Below are 14,156 nucleotides of genomic sequence, written 5' to 3' on the forward strand. Positions count from 1 at the left end.
GTCACGCTTTGCGCTTGTGGGTGCCGATGAGCGCGTCGAGCATGGCGACTTCCTCATCCGTGAGGTCCGTAAGCGGGCTGCGCACCGGGCCGGCATCAAACCCCTGCAGGCGCACGCCCGCCTTGATTGCCGAAACCGCGTAGCCCTTGCCGCGGTTGCGGATGGCCATGAAGGGATAGAAGAAATCCTTGAGGATACGCTCGCAGGTGGCGCGGTCACCGCCGCGAAGGGCCGCATAGAACTCGTTGGCAAGCCCCGGCACGAAGTTGAAGACGGCCGAGGAATAGGTGGTGAAACCAGCGCCGAGATAGGCTTCGGCGAACAGTTCCGCCGTCGGCATGCCGCCGAGATACATCAGCCGGTCGCCCATCTTGGCGGTGACCTGGCGCACGAGGCCGATATCACCGGTGCCATCCTTGAAGCCGATCAGATTCGGGCATTCGTCACAGAGCCGCGCCAGCGTGTCGGCCTGCAGTACGGAGTTATCGCGGTTATAGACCATGACGCCGATGCCGACCGACTGGCAGATCTTCTTCACATGGGCGTAGAGCCCTTCCTGCGGCGCATCGATCAGGTAGTGCGGCAGAAGCAGAATACCGTCCGCACCGACCCGCTCGACCGACCGGGCAATATCGACCGCCATCTCCGTGCCATAACCGCAGCCGGATACGATCGCCGTATCGCCGGCAACCTCCTTGGCGGCGGCGACGATGCCGGGAATTTCATCGGGCTTCAGCGAGAAGAATTCGCCGGTGCCACCTGCCGCGAACAACACCGGCGCCTTATAGCCGGCCAGCCACTCGACATGCGCCCGGTAGCTTTCCGGCGCGAAACGACCCTCGGCATCGAAATGCGTAACCGGGAAGGAAAGAAGGCCTGAACCAAGAGCGGCCTTGATCTGCTCGGGTGTCATTTCGCGCGGTTCCTCCCTAATACTCGACGCGCCCTAATAAGCAAGTCATCACACACATGTCAATATGTCATAATACAAGTTATCATATGACCTTCGGAATTCAATGCCCCCGCGCCTTTGGTACCGAATCTCGTTTCATCTTGCCACGCAGCACAAACCCCAGCGAGCTGCGTATTCAAACGCACCAAGCTCTCCATTCGAGTTGCAGAGAACATGTATTATATGTTAGCCGGTATTGTATGATGTGATTGACTGATGGTCGACGGGACCCTACCCGCCGACATGAAGGAGATGGGCGATGGAACGACTTCTGATCACCGGCGCAGCAGGCCAATTGGGCCGCGTCATGCGCAAAAAGCTCGCCCCGATGGCAAAGGTGATCCGACTTTCCGACCGTTCGCCGCTCGACCCACCCGGCGAGAACGAAGAATGCGCTCAGTGCGACCTCGCCGATGCCGGCGCTGTCCATGACCTTGTTGCCGGCTGCGATGCAATCCTGCATCTCGGAGGCATATCCGTCGAACGGCCCTTTTCCGAAATCCTCGACGGCAACATTCTCGGCCTCTACAACCTCTACGAAGCTGCACGCGCCAACAACAAGCCGCGCATCCTGTTCGCCAGCACCAACCACACGATCGGCTACTATCCGCAAAACGAGCGGCTCAGCCCGAATGCCCCCTACCGGCCGGACGGGCTCTACGGTGTGTCGAAGTGCTTCGGCGAAGCACTTGCCCGCATGTACTTCGAGAAGTTCGGCCAGGAGACGGCGCTGGTGCGCATAGGCTCGTGCCTGCCGGAGCCCATCAACTACCGCATGCTTTCCACCTGGCTTTCGCATGACGACTTCGCATCCCTGATCGAAGCCGTATTCCGCGTCCCGATTCTTGGCTGCCCGGTCGTCTGGGGCGCGTCTGCCAACGACGCAGGCTGGTGGGACAATTCGCACATTGGATGGCTCGGCTGGCGACCGAAGGACAATGCCGAAGTCTTCCGCGATAAGATTGCCGCAAGCAGCCCGAAGCCGGACCCGGGCGATTCGCTCGTGCGGTATCAGGGCGGCGCCTTCGTCGATGATCCGATCTTTTAGAAGTAGGCCCTACGCCTTGCCAATGGATTGCGCCCTTGATCGGCAATGGCGTATCCAGAAACTCACACCAAGTCCCAGAAACGGCCATGCCCATGAGCAACGTCACCGCCCCCGACAACACAACGCCACAAGGCAAGACGCTGGTGGCCAGGGTGACCGACGCACTTGGCGGACAGATCGCCGGCGGACACTATAAGCCGGGCGATCGCCTGCCATCGGAGGCGCAGCTTACCCAGGAGTTCGGCGTCAGCCGCACGGTCGTGCGCGAAGCGATCGCGGCCCTACGCTCCGGCGGGCTGGTCGAAGCGAGACACGGTATCGGCGTTTTCGTGCTGGAACCCACGCCAGTGGCTCCGCTGCCTTTCCATGGCGTCGATCTCGCGCGCGTCTCTTCGCTGATCGAAATGCTGGAACTCAGGACCGCCGTCGAAGGTGATGCCGCCGCCCTTGCCGCCCTGCGCCGCTCGCCGGCACAGGAAGAAAAGATCGTCGAAGCCTTCGACAGCTTCTGTGCGAGTGCTGCCGAGGGTCGCCCCACGGCGGAAGCCGACTTCAATTTCCACCTGGCGATCGCCCAGGCGACCAACAATCCGCGGTTCAGCGAGTTCCTGCAGATGCTGGGCACCGCGCTTATTCCCCGCCGCGCGGTTTCCGAAAGCGGCGAGGAAACCGTGCTGGCGGCAGCGGAACTGTCGCGATTGATCTCGGAACACGAGGCCATTCTAATCGCGATCCAGGATGGCGACGAGGAACAGGCACGCAGCGCCATGCGCCAGCACCTCAAGAACAGCCAGGTGCGCTATCGCTCGATGTTGCGTGCGGCCCGCTGAAGAACCGCGCGGCTGCCGCGGGCTCAGTCGCGGCCAAGCCGGCGTATGTTGCTCGCAAGCTCGGCCGCCAGGCGAAGTGCGGCCGCCGTCGCGCCGGCCATCTGCGGCATGATCAGCCATTCGAGCGTCCAGGCGGCACCGGAGCGCTCCTGCTCGTGTACCAGCGCGTGGTGCATGCCGGAGAGCTGGGTTGCGTTGAACCGCGCCAAGGACACCAGAACCTCCGCCGCGACAGGGTTCTGCTTGTGCGCCATCGCCGAGGAACCACCGCCGCCGGCAAGCTCGATCTCATCGCCTTGCTGCGCCATCAGCGCGACATCCTGACCGAATTTGCCGAGGCTGCCGGTCACCAGCGACAGCGCGCTGGCAAAATCCGCGACCTCCGAGCGCTGGCTGTGCCATTGCGGAAAATCGGCAAGGCCGAGCTCTTCGGCGAGCGTGGCGCGCACTTCGTCGGCTCGATCGTCAAGTTTATCGAGCGTGCCCGCGGCGCCGCCGAACTGCACGGCGAACAGATCACGGTCCATCGCCTCCAGCCGATCCATATGATCGAGCAGCGGCTCGATCCAGCTGCGCAACCGGTCGGAGACGGTGATCGGGATTGCCGCCTGCATGCGGGTACGCCCCATCAGCGCGCGATCCCCCCATTCGCTGTCGCATTCTTCGAGCACCGAGACGACATTGCCGAGGCGCACGGCGAAAAGCTCGGCGACCGCCTTCATCCGCAACATCAGGCTGGTGTCGATCACATCCTGGCTGGTGGCACCGTAATGTACGTATTCCGCCGCCTCGCCACCGACGGCCGCCCGCAATTGCCGGACGAGTTCCGGCACGACCACGCCATCCACGCCCATGGCGCGCTTCAGTGCGATGACATCGGGCGAAAAGGCGCGGCAGGCTTCGGTGATCCGATCGGCAGCGCTCGGCGGGATGATGTCGTGCACGGCTTCCGCCCGCGCAAGCGCCGCCTCGAAGGCGAGCATCGCATGAATATCGGCGGAGGCCGAAAACTCGGCGGCAACCGCCTCATCACCCAGAAGCCCGGAGAGATAAGGATGGTCGAAGGCGGAATAGGTCATGGTTTCCCCGTTTCTTCTTGCCGAACGAAATGCCACCTGCTGCATGGGGGCATCAATCATCGCCCCCATGTCCAGGCGTGACATTCCTGTTCAGATGTCGAGGAAGACCGTTTCCTTCTCACCCTGCAGGTGAATGTCGAAAATATAATTAGGCGCGGCTCCCGTCGCGACAAGCGTCGCGACGCGATGACGATGTTCAATCCGCGCAAGCAGCGGATCGACGGCGTTGGCTTCCGCCTCGTCCGGAAAGTACATGCGCGTCTGCAGGCCGACATTGATGCCACGCGCCACGATCCAGAAGCTGATATGTGGCGCCATCTGCCGGTCACTACTGTAAGGTACAACCCCGGGCTTCACCGTTTCGAACGTGAAGACACCATCCTCGGCACCGGTCGCACAACGCCCCCAACCGGAGAAGTTCGCGTCGGCGGAGCCACGAATTTCGGTCGGCGAATTGTAGAGGCCGGCAGCATCCGCCTGCCAGATCTCGACGAGCGCGTCCCTGAGCGGCGCGCCGGCGCCGTCGATCACGCGGCCAGTAATGGTAATGCGCTGCCCTTTCGTCTGCTCATTCACCATGTGCGATCCGAGGTCGGCTTGATAAACGCCGCCGATCCCGCAGAAGTTTGGCGTCAGTCCGATGTGCACGTAAGGGCCGGCCGTCTGCGACGGCGTTTCCTTGAGGTAGTTCAGCTGCTGCACCATCAGTTGCCCTCCAGCCGGTTCTCGAACAGGGTCGAGCGGCGACCGCGCAGTACGATGTCGAATTTGTAGGCGCGCGCATCAAATGGGATCGTGTTTGCCCAGTCGAGCGGCGCGATCAGTTGCTCGATCGCCTGGCGATCCGGGATCGTGTTGACGATCGGACACTTCCAGATCATCGGATCACCCTCGAAGTACATCTGGGTGATCAGGCGCTGTGCAAATCCGTGGCCGAAGACCGAGAAATGGATGTGGGCTGGCCGCCAGTCGTTGACGCCGTTCGGCCAGGGATAGGGGCCGGGCTTGATCGTGCGGAAAGCATAGAACCCCTCGTCGTCAGTGATCGTGCGGCCGCAACCGCCGAAATTCGGGTCGAGCGGCGCGAGGTAGCTTTCCTTCTTATGGCGGTAGCGGCCGCCGGCATTGGCCTGCCAGAATTCGAGCAGCGCGCCCGGCACGGCGCGGCCGCGCTCGTCGAGCACCCGACCATGCACGATGATGCGCTCGCCAATGGCGCTCTCGCCTGCCCGCGCGAAATTGTGGATCAGGTCGTTGTCGAGGTCACCGATGACAGAATGGCCAAAGACAGGGCCGGTGATTTCCGAGATCGTGCCGTCGAGCGACAACAATGCCTTCTGTGGTGAGCGCAGCACCGAGGTCTTGTAGCCCGGCGTCAGCGCCGGCGCATGCCATTGCCGGTCGCGGGGGAAAAAGGCACCCGTCTCCGGCTTTCCGTTCGTTCTGTCGGTCATCATCTTCCCCCGTCAGGCAGCCTTGCCGGCATCGATCTCGGCAAAGACCTGCTTGGCGATCTTGATCGCGTGATTGGCCGCCGGCACGCCGGCATAGATCGCCACATGCAGCAGCGCCTCGCAGATATCGTCGCGGCTGGCGCCCGTGTTGACGGTCGCGCGCACATGCATGGCCACCTCGTCATCCTGACCAAGGGCTGCGAGCAGCGCGATCGTCACAATCGAACGCTCCCGCTTCGTCCAGGTCGGTCGCGACCAGACGTGGCCCCAAGCGGCCTCAGTGATCAGTTCCTGAAACGGGCGATCGAAATCGGTGGAAGCCGACTGGGTCCGGTCCACATGATTGTCGCCCAAAACGGCCCGGCGCGTGGCCATGCCCTGGCGATAACGGTCCGAGGGCGTGAAGGCGTCACTCATGCGGCTTGTCTCCATGCATTGCGATTTCGAAGAAGGCGCGAAGCACCGCGGTCAAAGCCTCCGGGTTTTCGACGCAGGGGATGTGGCCGGCGTCGCGGATGACTTCGTAGCGCGCGCCGGGAATGAGGCGGGCGGTCGACAACACGACATCGGGCGGCGTCGAACCGTCCTGGTCGCCGACCACGCAGAGTGTGGGCACCACAATGCGGGCGGCCGCCTCGGTATAGTCGGCATCGCGGATGGCGGCGCAGGTGGCGACATAGCCGGTCACCGGCTGGCGCACCAGCATGTTGCGATAGCCGGCATAGGCGGTGTTTTCCGGCCGGCGGAAGGCTGGCGTGAACCAGCGCTCAAGCACGCCGTCGGCGATCCCCTCGATACCATGTTCCTCGATGGCAGCGATGCGTGCCGCCCACATCTCGGCGGTGCCGATCTTGTGCGCCGTGTCGCAAAGAACCAGCGCACGAACGAGATCGGGCCGCCGCTGGTAGAGCGACTGTGCGATCAACCCTCCGACCGACAGGCCGCAGATGATCGCCTGCTTGACGGAGAGCATGTCGAGCAGACCGGCCAGGTCGTTGGCGTGATCCTCGATCGCGTAAGGGATCGGCCCGATATCGGAGAGGCCATGGCCGCGCTTGTCATAGAGGACGATGGCATAGTCGCCGGCGAGCCGGACCACGACGTCGCGCCAGATGCGAAAATCCGTGCCGAGCGAATTGGCAAAAACCAGCACCGGTCGGTCGCCGGTCGCGCCGATCACCTGATAGTGGATCGTGATGTCGTTGATGCGGGCAAACTGCACGGGCTCTCTCCTCCGACACCAAATTGGATATTTAATCTGGTTAGGTAAAATGATATTTCATGGCATTTCATTAACTTGAGGGTTATGAATTCCATGATCGACACCCGGGTTAAGTTTCGCCATCTGCAGACTTTTGTCGAGGTCTCCCGGCAGAAGAGCGTGATGAAGGCGGCGGAGCTGCTGCATGTCAGCCAGCCGGCCGTGACCAAGACGATCCGCGAGCTGGAAGAGGTTCTTGGCGTCGCGGTTTTCGAGCGCGACGGGCGCGGCATCAAGATAACACGTTACGGCGAGGTCTTCCTGCGCCACGCTGGCGCAGCGCTGACGGCGCTGCGGCAAGGGCTCGATTCCGTGTCGCAGGAACGCGCCGGCGACGGTGTACCGGTGCGGGTCGGAGCGCTGCCGACAGTCTCGACCCGGATCATGCCGCACGCCATGACGCTTTTCCTCCAGGAGGATACCGGCGCGCGCATCAAGATCATCACCGGCGAAAACGCAGTTCTCCTCGAACAGCTGCGCGTCGGCGATCTCGATCTGGTCGTCGGGCGGCTTGCGGCACCGGAGAAGATGGCTGGCTTCTCCTTCGAGCACCTCTATTCCGAACAGGTTGTCTTTGCCGTCCGGGCCGGCCATCCGCTGCTTGCGGGCTCGCATTCCACGTTTGCGCGGCTCGCAGATTTCCCTGTACTGATGCCTACGCGCGCCTCGATCATCCGCCCCTTCGTCGAGCGTTTCCTGATCACCAACGGCATCGCCAGCCTGCCGAACCAGATCGAGACCGTGTCCGATGCCTTCGGCCGTGCCTTCGTCCGGGCGAGCGACGCGATCTGGATCATCTCCGCCGGCGTCGTCGCCAGCGACGTCGACGATGGAACGATCGCAATCCTGCCGATCGACACCAGCGAGACGAGGGGGCCCGTCGGCCTCACCATGCGCGCCGACGCGGCACCGTCACTGGCTCTCTCGATCCTGATGCAGACAATTCGCGAGGCAGCGACCATCGTCGCCACCAAACTCTGAGGGCGCATGCCGGGAATTCGCGGCTTTACAAGCCCCGGCCAGCGACCGAGATTGCGGGTTCCGACAGACTGGTGATCCCATGCCAACCGCTCCCCTCCTCGTTGAAGCCTTTTCCCAAAAGCACATTCCCGAAATGCTCGACTGGTTTTCGAACCTCGAAGCGCTAGTGCAATGGGGCGGCCCCGGCCTCTCGTTTCCACTGGAGGCCGCACAGCTCGAGGCGATGCTCGCAGAGACAACGGCTATCGAGCCCGCGCGCTCCATGTTCGCCGGCCTGGTCGACGGCAAGTTCGCCGGCCATGCGCAGGTGGCGCTCGATTGGCAGAACGGGGTCGGCCGCCTCAGCCGGGTTGCCATTAATCCGCGCATGCGCGGCCGCGGCCTCGCCCGGCCGTTTCTCCGTGAGGTGACCGAGCGCTTCTTCGCCGATCCCGCTTTCGAGCGGCTGGAGCTCAACGTCTACACCTTCAACGAGGCGGCGATCCGCACCTACCGCAGCCTCGGCTTTCGCGAGGAAGGTGTGCGCCGGTCGTCGGCCAAGGTCGGTGACGTCAGATGGGACACGGCGATCTACGGCCTGCTCCGGAATGAATGGAACTGACCGCGCGGCGAAGCGTCAGAACGGCAGCCCGACATAGTTCTCCGCCAGCGCCGTCTCGGCGGCGACCGAATGGGTCAGGTAGTCGAGTTCGGCCTCCTGGATGCGCTGGTCGAAATCGCCGGTATCCGGGAAACGATGCAGCATCGTCGTCATCCACCAGGAGAAACGCACCGCCTTCCAGACACGCGCGAGCGCCCGTGCCGAATAGGCATCGACGCCGGCATTCGAGCGATCCTGATAGTGTTCAAGCAGTCCCTCGAAGAGATAGTGCACGTCGCTGGCGGCAAGATTCAGCCCTTTCGCCCCGGTTGGCGGCACGATGTGGGCGGCATCGCCGACCAGGAAAAGCCGGCCGAAGCGCATCGGCTCGGCGACGAAGGATCGGAGCGGCGCGATCGACTTCTCGAAGGACGGTCCGGTCACCATCGCCTCGGCATGATGCTGCGGCAGCCGCCGGCGCAGCTCGTCCCAGAAGCGCTCGTCGGACCAGTCCTCGATCTTTTCGTTCAGCGAGCATTGAATGTAGTAGCGGCTGCGCGTCTGAGAGCGCATCGAGCACAGTGCGAAACCACGCGGATGGTTGGCGTAGATGAGTTCGTGATCGACCGGCGGCACGTCGGCGAGGATGCCGAGCCAGCCGAAAGGATAGACCTTTTCGAAGGTGTGCAGGGCCGTTTCGGGAACTGACTTGCGGCTGACACCGTGAAAGCCGTCGCAGCCGGCGATGAAGTCGCAATCGATACGCCGGGTCGCACCATCCTTCTCAAAGGTGACGTAGGGTTGATGGCTGTCGAAATCATGCGGTTCGACATTGGCAGCTTCATAGATCGTCGTCGCCCCGGAGTGCTCGCGATGCTCCATCAGATCGCGCGTCAGTTCCGTCTGGCCATAGACCATGACGCGCTTGCCGCCGGTCAGATGCAACAGATCGATGCGGTGGTCGCGGCCGTCGAAGGCAAGCGAGAAACCGTCATGCGGCAGCCCCTCCTTGTGCATCCGCGCGCCGGCCCTGGCGCGATCCATCAATCCGACCGTGCCTTCCTCAAGCACGCCGGCGCGCACGCGGCCAAGGATGTAATCCTGGCTGACGCGGTCGAGAATGACGTTGTCGATGCTGGCTTCCGTCAGCAATTGCCCAAGCAAGAGCCCTGATGGGCCTGACCCGATGATGACGACCTTGGTTCGCATGCTCTCCTCCAGAATTGTCTTTTGACAAAATCTGCGCCGAGCGGGCTTCGCTCTCAATGGACAAATCCGCCATGAAATTGCACAAATCGAACATGACTTCAGGGAACGTGATATGAAGAAGACGGTTCCGACCTATGAGCTTTACGGCGAACGGACCGGCGAACGGCCGGATTTCTGGCTGCATTGCGAGACTATTCCGTCACGAAGCAGCCTCTACCACTGGGAGATCGGGCTGCACCGCCACGAAAGCTTCTTTCAGATCTTGTACATTGCCGGCGGCTCCGGCGACGCGGTCTTTGGCAACGCGGTGCACACGATCGAGCCGCCTATGGTTATCACCGTTCCGCCAGCCCTCAGCCACGGCTTCCGCTTCTCGCGCGACATCGACGGCTTCGTCTTCACCATCCTGGCGTCGCATCTGAAGACAACTCCCGGGGAACGCAGTCGTCTCGGCTCCTTTCTTGCGACCCCGCATCTGACCCGGCTCGATGGCCGCGAGGATGCGGCCTATGTCGCAGCAACCCTCACGCGTCTGGCCGGGGAATGGGAAACCAACCGCAGCAATCGCACCGACCTGCTGGATGCCTACCTTACCTCCGTGCTGACGCTGGCGGCACGTCTCGACGAGGCAAGCGACAGCCGAGACGATACAGCCGATAGCGAAAACGAACAGCGGGTCCAGCGCTTCCAGGCTCTTTTGCAGCAGCACCACCGCTCGCATCGGCCGGCCGCCGCCTATGCCCGCGAACTCGGCCTGTCGCTGACGCATCTGAACCGGATAACGCGTATCATCATGGGGCTCAGCGCCCACGAGATGATCTCGCGAAAGCTCATCGGCGAAGCGAGGCGCGAACTCGTTTTCACCAGGGCCAGCGTGCAGGAAATCAGCTTCCGCCTCGGCTTTGCCGATCCCGCCTACTTCTCCCGCTTCTTCCTGCGCCAGACGGGCATGACACCGCGCGCCTGGCGCATGGCTGAGCGGGAAAGGCTCGGCGCATAGAAGCACCGCCGACGCAATAGACGCTGGGATTAAGGAGCGGTCGTCCAATCCTCGACCCGGAGACCGGGCACACGATCGAATTCCCGCCTGTTGTTTGTCACCAGTATCAGGCCCTGCGATCGCGCGTGACCGGCAATCAATTGATCGTAAGGGCCTATCGGCGTCCCACTGCGCGCGAGTTCGGCGCGCAACTGGCCTGTATGGGTCGCTGCTGCCTGATCGTAGTTGAGGACCTCAAGACGCGCAGAAAAGCCTTCTATGACGGAAAGGTTGCGCTCGGGCATGGCGGATCTTTCCGCGCCATAGATCAACTCCATGAGACTGATCGAGCTGATGCACAGTTGGCCGTGGTGCCTGTTGAACGCCTCGCGAACCTGCTGTGGCCGGTTCTTCACCGTAAAAATACAGATATTGGTGTCGAGCATATATTTCAGCATCAGAGAGCCTCGCGCTCCTGTGGCGCCGGCTGCTCTCTCTCTGTCATGAAATCGGTCGTTACGGACTCGCCATCGAACCAACTGTCCCAGGCTTCGCCTGCGGGCGCAATGATCCGCGTTCGCCCCACCGCGACGATATCGACGCGTTTGACATCCTCTGGAAGCGCGACGGCCTTCGGCAGCCGGATCGCCTGACTACGATTGCTGAGGAAAACAGCGCCTTGCTCCGACATCTCTATCTCCGGGATATGCTTTACGTATATCCAAGATGGTATCGGTTGCGGGATATGTCAACGGGATATACAAAATCACTCGCAGCGATAGCGTCTTCATCGACGTTGGCAGGGGCCGCGTGGCCCACCGCTGGTCGCCATAGGCCCGCTCGCCTTCCCACGGTCAAAAAGATTTTTGCAACGACTCAAAACAGGAGCAGAATCAATACTCGGGTCCGAGGGGGACCCGGAGGATATACGGAGGAAGACATGGCAGTACGCGATCCGTCGCCCTCGTTGTATAACGAGGATCTGGCACCGGCCGAGGAACGCCGGTGGGGCGCTTTCAGCATCTTCAATGTGTGGACATCCGACGTGCATAGCCTGTGGGGCTATTACCTCGCAGCAAGCCTGTTTCTGCTCTGCGGCAGCTTCGTGAACTTCGTCATCGCGATCGGCATCGGATCGCTGGTGATCTTCTTCCTGATGAGCCTCGTCGGAAATGCGGGCGTGCGCACCGGCGTGCCCTTCCCCGTGCTCGCGCGCGCCTCCTTCGGCACGTTCGGCGCCAACGTCCCGGCACTCGTACGCGCGGTCGTCGCCTGCTTCTGGTACGGCGCACAGACGGCCGCCGCGTCCGGCGCAATCGTCGCCCTTCTCATCCGCAACGAAGGCATGCTGGTCTTCCACCAGAACAGCCACATGCTCGGCCATTCGACGCTTGAGGTCATCTGCTACGTCGTCGTCTGGTCGCTGCAGCTGCTGATCATCCAGCGCGGCATGGAGACCGTTCGCAAATTCCAGGACTGGGCAGGCCCTGCGGTCTGGGTCATGATGCTGATCCTCGCCGTCTATCTCGTCGTCAAATCGGGAACCTTCTCCTTCGGCTCGGAAATCCCGCGCGACGTCCTCATCGAGAAGACCAAGGACGCGGGCGTTCCCTGGGAACCAGGCACCTTCCCGGCACTCGCGGCGGTCGCTGCCACCTGGATCACCTATTTCGCCGCGCTCTACCTGAACTTCTGCGACTTCTCGCGCTACGCGACGGATGTCAAGACGCTGCGCAAGGGCAATCTCTGGGGCCTGCCGATCAACCTGCTCGCCTTCTGCCTGGTCGCCGGCGTGACGACGACGGCGGCCTTTGCCGTCTATGGCGAAGTGCTGCTGCATCCGGACCAGATTTCGGCGAAGTTCGACAGCTGGTTCCTGGCTCTGCTCGCAGCGCTCACCTTTGCGGTCGCGACCCTCGGCATCAACGTCGTGGCAAACTTCGTGTCCCCGGCCTTTGACTTCGCCAATGTCTTCCCGCGGCAGATCAACTTCAAACGCGGCGGCTACATCGCCGCCCTGATTGCCCTCATCCTTTATCCCTTCGCGCCGTGGGAAACGGGTGCGGCACATTTCGTCAACTTCATCGGCTCGACGATGGGGCCGATCTTCGGGGTGATGATGGTTGATTATTATCTCATCCGCAGGGGCCAGCTCGATGTCGAGGCGCTTTACCACGAGAATGGCGAATTCCGCTTCCAGGGCGGCTGGCACGGCAGCGCCTTCATCGCCTTTGCGATTGGGGCGATGTTTTCGTCGATCCTGCCGACGTTCACGAACATCCTGCCGGCCTGGTGGGGGACCTACGGCTGGTTTTTCGGCGTCGCGATCGGTGGGGCAATCTACTACGTCTTAAGGATCGGCGCACGCAAACCGGCCTTTGCCTCCTAGTCGTTCAATGCCGTACCCGGTCGGATGATCGGGTACGGCATCCTCGCCATCACGAGCCTCGGCTTGGGCGGCCGAGAATTTGGCGGACACCTTCTTTGGTGAAGGGCTGAGCCAGTTGCTTTAGAAATCCCGGTGCGATCTGTCCCTTGATGCCGATATCAATCGAGGATGGACGGTTGGGGTTGTAGTAGGTCCTGAAGATCAAATCCCAGATCACGACGTTCTCGCCGTAGTTCATGTTGCCTTCGCGAAGGTCTTTCGAATGATGCCAGCGATGAAGGCGCGGCGTGCTGAAGACGAGATCGAAAATGCCGGTGCGCATATCGACGTTGCAATGGGTGAGGATGCCCATGAAGGCCGTAACGGCCCCAAGCCACCAGAAAACGTGGAGCGGCGCACCGAGGCAATAGAGCGGGATCTGGCTCATCGCGAGCTTGAAGAGCGAATCGGCAACGTGGAAGCGGCCGGTATTGATGACCCAGAGCCGGACGACACTGTGGTGCAGCGCGTGGAACCGCCAGAAGAACAGTTTTTCATGGGCAATGCGGTGCGCCCAGTAGAGTCCCAGTTCGGCTGTCACCACTGCCAACGCCACCTGAACCACCATTGGCCAATCCGAGGGCCACAATCCAAACTTCAGCGCGGCAAGCGGCTGCAGAATGTTGGCGGCGTACATGGGGAAGACGGCGGCGATCAACCCGGCCAGTTGCAGCAACCCCTTCGTCGCCAGCGTATGCCCGATGTCGTTTACCGTCTCGCCATCCGACAACAACCAGCGTCGCTCGTAGGGGATGTAGCGTTCGAGAAGGAACAGGACAAAGACCGCGGCGGCATAGACCGTCGCGAAGGCGATCATCGGGTGGGTGCTTGCGAAGGCAAAATAAGAACCCAACAGTCCAGAGAAGAACACCAAAGGCCAGGACAGATATCGCAGTATTCGCTTTAGCAGATACCTGGCCTTCGAAAGGGCGCAGCTGCGCTCTGAAATCATCAATTACGCTCCATCCATTCCAGCAACTCGCGGCATGTGCGCGGGCGGCCATCGCTGACGCGCCCGTCCGAACATGCATCCAGGCTAAGGTCCGGATCCGGCCAATCGCCCCACCTCGTGCCGCCGTACATGCGCCTGATCTCGGCACAAGTGCGCGGCTTTCCGTCACTTAGCCGACCATCACGACAGGGATCGTACAGGTGCTGTGCTGTGCGTTGCGGATCGTCAGCAATCCACAGCCCTTTGTCGTCGGCATGCCCCGAACCCGCGCCGAACAGCATCATCCACATCGGCAAGACGACCAACCGCATCGACAACCGTCCTTGTTTGAAAACGTTATTGCCGAACTTTGGGGGGAGCGGATTACACGAGCATTGCGGGAAGCCGCAGGATGCAACCTGAC

At 62.0% G+C, this 14,156-nt stretch carries 17 protein-coding genes; 6 read left to right on the forward strand and 11 right to left on the reverse strand.

Features of this window, described 5'->3' with window-relative positions:
* Position 1: 1 nt before the first annotated feature.
* On the reverse strand, positions 2-913 hold the full coding sequence (gene kdgD / locus IB265_RS16170; protein WP_192494925.1) for a 5-dehydro-4-deoxyglucarate dehydratase: 912 nt from the start codon (positions 911-913) through the stop codon (positions 2-4).
* A gap of 298 nt (positions 914-1,211) precedes the next feature.
* On the opposite strand from kdgD, the gene IB265_RS16175 reads away from it, so the two are divergent.
* Both IB265_RS16175 and IB265_RS16180 read left to right on the forward strand, forming a co-directional pair.
* On the forward strand, positions 1,212-2,000 hold the full coding sequence (locus IB265_RS16175) for an NAD(P)-dependent oxidoreductase (protein ID WP_112995165.1): 789 nt from the start codon (positions 1,212-1,214) through the stop codon (positions 1,998-2,000).
* Between the two features lie 92 nt (positions 2,001-2,092).
* A complete protein-coding gene (locus IB265_RS16180; RefSeq protein WP_110879091.1) occupies positions 2,093-2,830 on the forward strand; it encodes a FadR/GntR family transcriptional regulator in 738 nt (245 codons plus the stop codon).
* Between the two features lie 23 nt (positions 2,831-2,853).
* Here the strand turns inward: IB265_RS16180 and IB265_RS16185 are convergent, their stop codons facing one another.
* From IB265_RS16185 to pcaD, 5 genes are all read right to left on the reverse strand, one after another.
* The gene (locus IB265_RS16185; protein ID WP_192494950.1) at positions 2,854-3,909 is read right to left on the reverse strand and encodes a 3-carboxy-cis,cis-muconate cycloisomerase; all 1,056 of its coding nucleotides are present in this window, start codon (positions 3,907-3,909) and stop codon (positions 2,854-2,856) included.
* 90 nt (positions 3,910-3,999) lie between these two features.
* A complete protein-coding gene (gene pcaG, locus IB265_RS16190) occupies positions 4,000-4,614 on the reverse strand; it encodes a protocatechuate 3,4-dioxygenase subunit alpha (protein WP_057251695.1) in 615 nt (204 codons plus the stop codon).
* Complete coding sequence (pcaH, locus tag IB265_RS16195) at positions 4,614-5,363, reverse strand: protocatechuate 3,4-dioxygenase subunit beta (protein ID WP_112995163.1); 750 nt, start codon at positions 5,361-5,363, stop codon at positions 4,614-4,616. The genes pcaG and pcaH overlap by 1 nt, the downstream gene beginning before the upstream one ends.
* Positions 5,364-5,375: 12 nt before the next feature.
* Complete coding sequence (pcaC, locus tag IB265_RS16200) at positions 5,376-5,780, reverse strand: 4-carboxymuconolactone decarboxylase (RefSeq protein ID WP_058328133.1); 405 nt, start codon at positions 5,778-5,780, stop codon at positions 5,376-5,378.
* Positions 5,773-6,585 (reverse strand): 3-oxoadipate enol-lactonase, encoded by an 813-nt coding sequence (pcaD, locus tag IB265_RS16205; protein ID WP_058328132.1) that lies wholly within the window; start codon positions 6,583-6,585, stop codon positions 5,773-5,775. The genes pcaC and pcaD overlap by 8 nt, the downstream gene beginning before the upstream one ends.
* A gap of 93 nt (positions 6,586-6,678) precedes the next feature.
* Between pcaD and pcaQ the strand changes: the two genes are divergently transcribed.
* Both pcaQ and IB265_RS16215 read left to right on the forward strand, forming a co-directional pair.
* Positions 6,679-7,605, forward strand: coding sequence for a pca operon transcription factor PcaQ (gene pcaQ, locus IB265_RS16210; protein ID WP_192494926.1), 927 nt, complete (start codon positions 6,679-6,681; stop codon positions 7,603-7,605).
* Between the two features lie 79 nt (positions 7,606-7,684).
* Entirely contained in the window at positions 7,685-8,206 is a 522-nt protein-coding gene (locus IB265_RS16215) for a GNAT family N-acetyltransferase (RefSeq protein ID WP_057251699.1), read from the forward strand.
* A 15-nt stretch (positions 8,207-8,221) separates the two neighbouring features.
* Here the strand turns inward: IB265_RS16215 and pobA are convergent, their stop codons facing one another.
* Complete coding sequence (gene pobA, locus IB265_RS16220; protein WP_057251700.1) at positions 8,222-9,394, reverse strand: 4-hydroxybenzoate 3-monooxygenase; 1,173 nt, start codon at positions 9,392-9,394, stop codon at positions 8,222-8,224.
* Positions 9,395-9,506: 112 nt separating this feature from the next.
* Between pobA and IB265_RS16225 the strand changes: the two genes are divergently transcribed.
* On the forward strand, positions 9,507-10,394 hold the full coding sequence (locus tag IB265_RS16225) for a helix-turn-helix domain-containing protein (protein WP_057251701.1): 888 nt from the start codon (positions 9,507-9,509) through the stop codon (positions 10,392-10,394).
* Positions 10,395-10,423: 29 nt separating this feature from the next.
* Here the strand turns inward: IB265_RS16225 and vapC are convergent, their stop codons facing one another.
* Both vapC and vapB read right to left on the reverse strand, forming a co-directional pair.
* On the reverse strand, positions 10,424-10,831 hold the full coding sequence (gene vapC / locus IB265_RS16230; protein WP_057251702.1) for a tRNA(fMet)-specific endonuclease VapC: 408 nt from the start codon (positions 10,829-10,831) through the stop codon (positions 10,424-10,426).
* On the reverse strand, positions 10,831-11,064 hold the full coding sequence (vapB, locus tag IB265_RS16235; RefSeq protein WP_057251703.1) for a type II toxin-antitoxin system VapB family antitoxin: 234 nt from the start codon (positions 11,062-11,064) through the stop codon (positions 10,831-10,833). The genes vapC and vapB overlap by 1 nt, the downstream gene beginning before the upstream one ends.
* 249 nt (positions 11,065-11,313) lie before the next feature.
* On the opposite strand from vapB, the gene IB265_RS16240 reads away from it, so the two are divergent.
* Positions 11,314-12,762 (forward strand): NCS1 family nucleobase:cation symporter-1, encoded by a 1,449-nt coding sequence (locus IB265_RS16240; protein ID WP_057251704.1) that lies wholly within the window; start codon positions 11,314-11,316, stop codon positions 12,760-12,762.
* Between the two features lie 49 nt (positions 12,763-12,811).
* Here the strand turns inward: IB265_RS16240 and IB265_RS16245 are convergent, their stop codons facing one another.
* The gene (locus tag IB265_RS16245; RefSeq protein ID WP_057251705.1) at positions 12,812-13,753 is read right to left on the reverse strand and encodes a sterol desaturase family protein; all 942 of its coding nucleotides are present in this window, start codon (positions 13,751-13,753) and stop codon (positions 12,812-12,814) included.
* Complete coding sequence (locus IB265_RS16250) at positions 13,753-14,064, reverse strand: hypothetical protein (RefSeq protein ID WP_057251706.1); 312 nt, start codon at positions 14,062-14,064, stop codon at positions 13,753-13,755. Before IB265_RS16250 ends, IB265_RS16245 begins: the two co-directional genes overlap by 1 nt.
* Positions 14,065-14,156: the final 92 nt, after the last annotated feature.

Origin of the sequence: Ensifer sp. ENS10 (assembly GCF_014852025.1) — a bacterium.
GTDB lineage: Bacteria > Pseudomonadota > Alphaproteobacteria > Rhizobiales > Rhizobiaceae > Ensifer.

Coding starts and splice junctions, on each gene's coding strand:
- kdgD (WP_192494925.1), bottom strand. CDS start 913: ATGACACCCGAGCAGATCAAGGCCGCTCTTGGTTCAGGCCTTCTTTCC.
- IB265_RS16175 (WP_112995165.1), top strand. CDS start 1,212: ATGGAACGACTTCTGATCACCGGCGCAGCAGGCCAATTGGGCCGCGTC.
- IB265_RS16180 (WP_110879091.1), top strand. CDS start 2,093: ATGAGCAACGTCACCGCCCCCGACAACACAACGCCACAAGGCAAGACG.
- IB265_RS16185 (WP_192494950.1), bottom strand. CDS start 3,909: ATGACCTATTCCGCCTTCGACCATCCTTATCTCTCCGGGCTTCTGGGT.
- pcaG (WP_057251695.1), bottom strand. CDS start 4,614: ATGGTGCAGCAGCTGAACTACCTCAAGGAAACGCCGTCGCAGACGGCC.
- pcaH (WP_112995163.1), bottom strand. CDS start 5,363: ATGACCGACAGAACGAACGGAAAGCCGGAGACGGGTGCCTTTTTCCCC.
- pcaC (WP_058328133.1), bottom strand. CDS start 5,780: ATGAGTGACGCCTTCACGCCCTCGGACCGTTATCGCCAGGGCATGGCC.
- pcaQ (WP_192494926.1), top strand. CDS start 6,679: ATGATCGACACCCGGGTTAAGTTTCGCCATCTGCAGACTTTTGTCGAG.
- IB265_RS16215 (WP_057251699.1), top strand. CDS start 7,685: ATGCCAACCGCTCCCCTCCTCGTTGAAGCCTTTTCCCAAAAGCACATT.
- pobA (WP_057251700.1), bottom strand. CDS start 9,394: ATGCGAACCAAGGTCGTCATCATCGGGTCAGGCCCATCAGGGCTCTTG.
- IB265_RS16225 (WP_057251701.1), top strand. CDS start 9,507: ATGAAGAAGACGGTTCCGACCTATGAGCTTTACGGCGAACGGACCGGC.
- vapC (WP_057251702.1), bottom strand. CDS start 10,831: ATGCTGAAATATATGCTCGACACCAATATCTGTATTTTTACGGTGAAG.
- vapB (WP_057251703.1), bottom strand. CDS start 11,064: ATGTCGGAGCAAGGCGCTGTTTTCCTCAGCAATCGTAGTCAGGCGATC.
- IB265_RS16240 (WP_057251704.1), top strand. CDS start 11,314: ATGGCAGTACGCGATCCGTCGCCCTCGTTGTATAACGAGGATCTGGCA.
- IB265_RS16245 (WP_057251705.1), bottom strand. CDS start 13,753: ATGATTTCAGAGCGCAGCTGCGCCCTTTCGAAGGCCAGGTATCTGCTA.
- IB265_RS16250 (WP_057251706.1), bottom strand. CDS start 14,064: ATGCGGTTGGTCGTCTTGCCGATGTGGATGATGCTGTTCGGCGCGGGT.